This is a genomic window from Pseudomonas sp. SDI, assembly GCF_003105155.1.
In the GTDB taxonomy this organism is placed as follows: Bacteria; Pseudomonadota; Gammaproteobacteria; order Pseudomonadales; family Pseudomonadaceae; genus Aquipseudomonas.
This window is the reverse complement of record NZ_QETK01000018.1, coordinates 101,807-108,537: the sequence shown is the minus strand read 5'-3', so window position 1 is coordinate 108,537 and position 6,731 is coordinate 101,807. Positions and strand designations below refer to the sequence as shown.

At 64.0% G+C, this 6,731-nt stretch carries 6 protein-coding genes; all 6 read right to left on the bottom strand.

Annotated elements, in window-relative coordinates:
• Positions 1-48: 48 nt before the first annotated feature.
• Genes DCO48_RS13955 through DCO48_RS13930 form a run of 6 tightly spaced genes read right to left on the bottom strand, consistent with a single transcriptional unit; the run spans position 49 to position 6,447 of the window.
• Positions 49-477, bottom strand: a complete 429-nt coding sequence (locus tag DCO48_RS13955; RefSeq protein ID WP_116551193.1) for a MarR family winged helix-turn-helix transcriptional regulator — start codon at positions 475-477, stop codon at positions 49-51.
• Positions 470-1,555: a uroporphyrinogen decarboxylase gene (hemE, locus tag DCO48_RS13950; protein ID WP_116551192.1), complete on the bottom strand. Its 1,086-nt coding sequence runs from the start codon at positions 1,553-1,555 to the stop codon at positions 470-472. Before hemE ends, DCO48_RS13955 begins: the two co-directional genes overlap by 8 nt.
• A gap of 37 nt (positions 1,556-1,592) precedes the next feature.
• A complete protein-coding gene (gene rpe, locus DCO48_RS13945; RefSeq protein WP_116551191.1) occupies positions 1,593-2,270 on the bottom strand; it encodes a ribulose-phosphate 3-epimerase in 678 nt (225 codons plus the stop codon).
• Between the two features lie 12 nt (positions 2,271-2,282).
• Positions 2,283-3,209 (bottom strand): alpha/beta fold hydrolase, encoded by a 927-nt coding sequence (locus tag DCO48_RS13940; protein ID WP_116551190.1) that lies wholly within the window; start codon positions 3,207-3,209, stop codon positions 2,283-2,285.
• A gap of 57 nt (positions 3,210-3,266) precedes the next feature.
• The gene (locus tag DCO48_RS13935; RefSeq protein ID WP_116551189.1) at positions 3,267-4,844 is read right to left on the bottom strand and encodes a class I adenylate-forming enzyme family protein; all 1,578 of its coding nucleotides are present in this window, start codon (positions 4,842-4,844) and stop codon (positions 3,267-3,269) included.
• Positions 4,831-6,447: a phosphopantetheine-binding protein gene (locus DCO48_RS13930; RefSeq protein ID WP_116551188.1), complete on the bottom strand. Its 1,617-nt coding sequence runs from the start codon at positions 6,445-6,447 to the stop codon at positions 4,831-4,833. The genes DCO48_RS13935 and DCO48_RS13930 overlap by 14 nt, the downstream gene beginning before the upstream one ends.
• Positions 6,448-6,731 lie beyond the last annotated feature (284 nt).

The window sequence follows — 6,731 nt, the reverse complement described above, 5'->3', positions numbered from 1 at the left end:
ACAGGGTAGGCGCTGCCTTTGTGGGAGCGGGCGCGTCCCGCGATTGGCTCAGCGCAATCTCGAACGGATCCGGTGACACACATCCAGCACCTGCGCCACATCCTGCTCGCCCAGGTCGATCTTGCAGGCCATGTTGCTGAACACCTGCGCCGCCTCGGCCTTCAGCTCGCGGCCCTTGTCGGTCAGCAGCAGGTTGCGGCGCCGGCGATCGCTCGGGTCCAGGTACACCGTGATAAACCCGGCATCGGCCAAGCGCTTGACGATCGGCGTCAACGTCCCCAGGTCAAACAGGGTCAGCTCGCTCAGCGCACTGATGGAGACATCGTCCTTGCCCCACAGCCCGGCCATCACCAGCAGTTGCGGGTAGGTCACGCCACGGCGCTTGAGCGGTTCGGCGTAGTCGCGAACCATGGCGTTGGCGGTCGAGTACAACGAGAAGCAGAGCATCTTGTCGAAGTCGAAAGTCGGATCAAGCATGCACACCTCCTGCAACGCGGCTGAACTCGTGCACCGCGTCGACCAGCACAGCCACCGCCTCGGGCGAGACAGCCGCCGAAATCCCATGGCCCAGATTGAACACATGGCCAAAACCCGCCGCCGGCGGCCCCAGGCTCTGCAACACCCGACGCACTTCACGACGGATACTGGCCTCATCGGCGAGCAGGATACTCGGGTCGAGGTTACCTTGCAGGGCTACCCGGCTGCCCACCAACTGCCGGGCCATGGCCAGGTCGCAGCTCCAGTCCACCCCCAGCGCATCGGCACCGCTGTCGGCCAGCACATTGAGCCACTGGAACGCGCCGCGGGTATGGATCAGCGAAGGGATCCGCTGGCCGTTGTGGCTCTTGTGCAGGCGTGCCAGCACTTCGCGCATGTAGAACAACGAAAAGCGCTGGTACATGCCGTCGGCCAGTGCCCCGCCCCAGGTATCGACCACGATCACCGCCGCCGCGCCTGCCTCGATCTGCGCGTTGAGATCGGCCGCCACCGCCTGCGCCAACGTGCGCAACAGGCTGTGCAGCAGCTCTGGGCGCCGGTAGAGCATCTTCTTGATCAGCTGGAAATCGCCCGGCGGCCCACCTTCCACCATGAAACAGGCCAGACTCCAGGGGCTGCCGGCAAAGCCGATCAGCGGCACCCGGCCGGCCAGCTCGCGGCGCACCTGGGCCATGGTCAGGTAAAGATGTTCGAGGGCATGCGGTTCGGGCACACGTAAGCGCTCTATAGCCGCCTCGTCGCGCAACGGATGGCGAAAGCGCGGGCCCTCGCCGTGGACGAAATACAACCCCAGGCCCATGGCGTCGGGCAGTTGCAGGATGTCCGAATAGACCACCGCCGCATCCAGGTCGAACCGTCGCAACGGTTGCAGGGTAGCTTCGGTGGCGTAGTCCGGGGTGCGCAGCAGGTCCAGGTAGGAGCCGGCCCGCGCGCGCAACACGCGGTGCTCGGGCAGGTAACGCCCGGCCTGGCGTAATAGCCAGACCGGCGTACGCGCCGTGGGTTGACGCAGCAAGGCCTTGATAAACATATTATTTTGCAAGGACGGGTAACTCATATTGTTCGCGGAAAATCGACAGGCGCAGGCAGCTCGGTTAACGCCCGATGGCGTCGGCCATCGTGCTGCGCAAGGCATGGATGGTGGCGCGGTAGTCGCGTGTGGCGAAGATTGCGGTGCCGGCGACGAACATGTCGGCGCCGGCGGCGGCCACCTGGCCGATGGTCTCGAGGTTAACGCCGCCGTCCACTTCCAGGCGGATATCGCGGCCGCTGGCATCGATCAGCTTGCGCGCCGCCTCGATCTTGGGCAACACCGAGGGGATGAACGATTGCCCACCGAAGCCCGGGTTCACCGACATCAGCAACAGCAGGTCGAGCTTGTCCAGCACATAGTGGCTGACCTCCAGCCCGGTGGCCGGGTTGAACGCCAGGCCCGCCTTGCAACCAAGGTCCTTGATCAGTTGCAGCGAGCGGTCCAGGTGCAGGGTGGCATCGGGGTGGATCGAAATGTAGTCGGCCCCGGCCTCGGCAAACGCCTGGATCATGCTGTCGACCGGAGTGACCATCAGGTGCACATCGATCGGCGCGGTGATGCCATGCGCGCGCAGGGCCTTGCAGAACATCGGACCCATGGTCAGGTTAGGCACATAGTGGTTATCCATCACATCGATGTGGATGACGTCGGCACCGGCGGCCAGCACCTGCTCGGCTTCATCGCCGAGGCGGGCAAAGTTGGCCGCCAGTATCGACGGAGCAATCCAGAACTCTTTCACACGCGTACTCCATTACTCATTGACTAATCGTTGCAGCGGGCCCTGCTCACTCTGAGCCAGCGCCGCGTTGATCTGCTCGATCAGCACGGTGTCGGGTTCGTCCAGGTGGAAGTGGTGACCGCCGTCGTGCCAGTGGACCCGCGCGGCCCACGGCAAGGCTTTTTTGCGTTTATCGAAGCCGGGGCCGGCAAACAGCCCCTGGCGGCCGAGCATCAGGTGCAGCGGGCAACTGATCTGGCGAAGGAAGTCGCAGGCTTGCTGTTCGGTCAGTTGCATCGGTTCGGGCAATACCAGCCGCGGGTCGTGGCGCCAACGGTAGCCGTCGCCGACGCCGAGCAGGTCGCGCAGCGCCAGCAGCCGCGCGCCTTCGGCGGACAAGGTGCCGTCAATGCTGTTGCGCCGCTCGTTGATCGCCGCCTCGACGCTGCTGAACTGCACGCTGTCCGGCGCCGAGAAACCATGCAGGCGCGTGCGCAGCGCCAGGCGCAGCAGGCGATGGGACTTTTTCAGGTGCTCGACGGTGTCCTGCTCGTCGATGGTGAACGGCGCGCCCATGCCATCGATAAAGATCATGCTGTCGATCGACTTGTTCATCGCGGCCAAAATCGAGGCCACGCCACTGCCCATGGAATGGCCCAGCACCGAGAAGCGCTTCCAGCCCAGGCACTCGACCAGGGCGTTCATGTCATCGGCGTGCTCCCACAGGTAATAACCGCTGTCGCCGCGCCGGTGCGAGGAACGGCCGTGGCCGATCAGGTCCGGGGCGACCACAAAGCAGTTCTGCAGGTGCGGTGCCAGACGGTCGAACGAAGCAGCGTTGTCCAGCCAGCCGTGCAGCGCCAGCACCGGGTGCCCGCTTTCGTTGCCCCAGATGCGCAAGGCGATCTGGTTGCCGTTGACGTCCAGCGTTTGCTCCCTGCCCTTGTTGCTCAGACTCATGACGACACTCCTAGGCCACTGACTCGACGAAACGGGCGCCGCCGGCGCCCACCCGGTTCAACCGGCAACTGCCAGCTGTGCGTTGCGTGCATGCACCTGCAACTGACGTAGATCGAACTTGCCATTGGCGGTGCGTGGCAGGTTGCTTTCGATGCGGATCGCCAGCGGCACCTTGTGCGCTTCGAGGCCGGCACGGCAGCGTTCGAGCAGGAGTTCGCTGCTCAGCGGAACGCCCTCGCCCAGGCTGACGAAAGCCCACAGGCCTTCGCCGACGGCCTCGTCTTCGACCCCGACCACAGCGGCAGCCTCGACGCCGTCGATGGCATAGAGGAAGCTTTCCACCTCGCTCGGGCTGACCTTCATGCCGCGCGACTTGATCACGTGGTCCATGCGCCCCTGGAAATACAGGTAGCCGTCTTCGTCGAGGCTGCAGTAGTCACCGGTGTACAGCACGCTTTCGCCGGGGTACAGGCCCGGCTTGAGCTTCTCGGCGCTGGCCTGCGGGTTGCGCCAGTAGCCGGCCATGACCGTCGCGCCACGAATCACCAGTTGGCCGACCTGATACGGCTGTTCGATGCGCTGGCCGTCTTCATCCACCAGCCACAGCTCGGTGTTGGGGATCGCGATGCCAACGCTGCCGGGCTTGCTGTCGATGTCTTCCGGCGGCAGGTAGGTGCAGCGCTTGCACTCGGTAAGGCCGTACATCGAGTAGATCAGCGCCTGCGGGAACAGCGCCTTCATCTGCGCGATGTGATTGGCCTTGAGCGCCGCGCCGGTGTTGGTGACCATGCGCACCTGCTCGAACACCGCGTCGCGCTTGTGCGCGTACTCGTGCAGCAGCATCAGCATGGTCGGCACGAACGGAATGACCGTGACCTGGTACTGGCGGATCTTCTTGATCAGGAAGATCGGCCAGGTGAATTCCTTTTCCAGCACCAGCGTGGCTCCGGCGCTGAGCGCCATGATCATCTGGTACAGGCCATAGTCGAACGACAGCGGCAACGAACACAGCACGTTGTCGCGCTCGTTGTAGCCGAGGTAGGTGTGCAACGAGTTCAGCGCCGCCAGCATGTTGCGGTGAGTCAGCATCACCCCCTTGGGCGCGCCGGTGGAGCCGGAGGTGTAGATGATCGCCGCCAGGTCCAGGTCCAGCGTGCCGCACGGCAGCGGCGCGGCGCCGCCTTGGCTGAGCACGCTTTCGAAGGTCAGCGTTTCGGCGGCATCGGCGATGCCGTCGAGCAGCACGATGGCGCGCAGGTGCGCCAGCGCCCGGGTCGACGCCGGCAGGCTGGCGAACTTCTCGGAGGTGGTGATCAGCACCGAGGCCTCGGCATCGCGAACGATGTAGTCGAGACCGTCGGGCGGAGTTTCCAGGCCGACGTTGACCACCACCCCCCCCGCCTTGAGCACGCCCCAGAAGGCACAGACGGTTTCCACCCGATTGCCCAGGCACAGCACCACGCGCTCCTGGCGTTGCAGGCCGAGCACTTGCAAACCGGCACCCAGCCGCGCGCTGGCTTCGTCCAGCTGCGTGTAGGTGTAGGTCTCATCGGCATAGATGATCGCAGCCTTGTCCGGGTGCTGGCCGTTGCGCGCCTCCAGGACATGCTGCAAAAGCACCTTAGACACGCTCATGGTGCACCTCGGCGAAGCCTGCTAGCGCGCGGGCCGGCGCCGGCCGGCTGTGCGCGTCGACATACTGGGCCAGGCTGGCCACGGTATTGAAATGGCCGGGCGTGATGGTGTCGGGGTTGACGAAGAAGCCATCGATCTGGTCTTCGAGGTGGACCAGCAGCTCCATCGAGGTCAGCGAGTCGAGGCCAAGGTCATCACGCAGGTGCGAGTCGGCGCCGATCTGGGTGTGCTCGGGAAGCTTCAGCACTACCCGCAGGATTTCGCCCAGCCGCCGCTCGGTAGCCGCCTGGCTGGCCGTGGCACTGGCCGCCGCCGTCGGCAGGCTGACCACATTGGTGCCGAGCATCTCGCTGACCGGTACGTCGGCATGGCTGTCGCGGATGTCGATGGCCGTCTGGCGGGCACGGGCGAGGAACAGCCGGCCATTGCTGGCAATCACCTCGGCCGGGTGGCCATGGCTATGGAACAGGGTTGGCGAAGCGGTCGGGCCATAGGCGCCGGAGGCCGTTACCGCGAGCACGTCGCCTTCGCGCAGGGTTTCGATGCGCACATCGCGCCCGAGCAAGTCGTCGGGGCTACAGAGCGGCCCGGAGATATGGTATTCGCGCAGCGGCGCACCCGTGCTGCCGCTGGCATGGACAATGCGGAAGTTGCGCTTGAGCACCTGACCGCTGCCGGCCGCGGCGCCGTGGCAGTTGGTGCCACCGTCGGTCACGGCGAAGGTCTTGCCGTGGTTTTCCTTGATGTTGTCGACGGTCACCAGCAGCGCACCGCATTTACCGGCGATGAAGCGGCCCGATTCGAGGATGATCCGGGTGTTCGGGAACTGTCGGTGGAAGGTCTCGAACAAGGGCGCCAGCAACTGCTTGAGCGCGTGGGTGTCGAGTTCCTTTTCATTCTCGTAATACTTGATGCCCAGGCCGCCGCCGACATCGACCATGCTCAGGTTCAAGCCATAGCGCAGGGTGAGGTTGCGGTACAGGTCGAGGATGTAGCTGGCGTTGTCGTAGACCGACTGCGCGTCGAGAATCTTCGTGCCGTTGTAGACGTGGATACCCTTGATGTCCAGGTTCGGCAGCTTGATGTACTCGCCGAAATGCTCGACGGCGGTGTCTTCCTCGATGCCGAAATGGGTCGGCCGCCCGCCCATCTTCCACGGCGAACCGGAGGCGGAGAAATTCGGGTTGATGCGGATCGCTACCGGTGCCACGCAACCCAGCTCGCCGGCCAGCAGCGAGAGCTTGCGCAGCTCGGTTTCCGACTCGACGACAATCGCGAACACCCCGACCTCAAGGGCACGGCGGTGCTCTTCAGGTTTCTTGTAAGGACCGAGGAAAATGATGTCCTGGGCGGCAACCCCGGCCTTCAGGGCAATTTCCAGCTCACCCAGCGAACACACCTCGGTATTGCCGCCGTAGGAACGGATCAGTTTTACCAGGGACAGGTTCGGGTTCACCTTCAGGGCGTAGAAGATGTCCACACAGTCCGGCAACGCGTGGCGCAACTCGCTGAAACTGCTGCGCAACACGGTTTCGTCGTAGATATAGGTCGGCGTTCCGAACGTCGCTGTGGCCTGGTTGACGAGTTCCTTGGAAAGCTTCATCTGTTGCTCCCTTCGTTATTATTTTGCCGGTGCCAAGGCGCCGCCACAGGACTGGCAACGGTGCCGTTCCCGGGGGGCTCAAGGCGTCTGGGCGTCAAGTGTGGGTTGCGCATGACAGACAGGCCGAATGGCGTCCTGCCGAAAACTTTGCGCGCAAAGTTTGAGAAATTCTCTATCGCGCTTCGCAGTGATGTCAAGATAATTCCACTGTCTTGCGGGTGCGGCCGAACGCCGCTTGTTTAGTCCGCAGACAACTGAGTAACAGCGAATAAATTTTTGCATTT

Coding starts and splice junctions, on each gene's coding strand:
- DCO48_RS13955 (WP_116551193.1), bottom strand. CDS start 477: ATGCTTGATCCGACTTTCGACTTCGACAAGATGCTCTGCTTCTCGTTG.
- hemE (WP_116551192.1), bottom strand. CDS start 1,555: ATGAGTTACCCGTCCTTGCAAAATAATATGTTTATCAAGGCCTTGCTG.
- DCO48_RS13940 (WP_116551190.1), bottom strand. CDS start 3,209: ATGAGTCTGAGCAACAAGGGCAGGGAGCAAACGCTGGACGTCAACGGC.
- DCO48_RS13935 (WP_116551189.1), bottom strand. CDS start 4,844: ATGAGCGTGTCTAAGGTGCTTTTGCAGCATGTCCTGGAGGCGCGCAAC.
- DCO48_RS13930 (WP_116551188.1), bottom strand. CDS start 6,447: ATGAAGCTTTCCAAGGAACTCGTCAACCAGGCCACAGCGACGTTCGGA.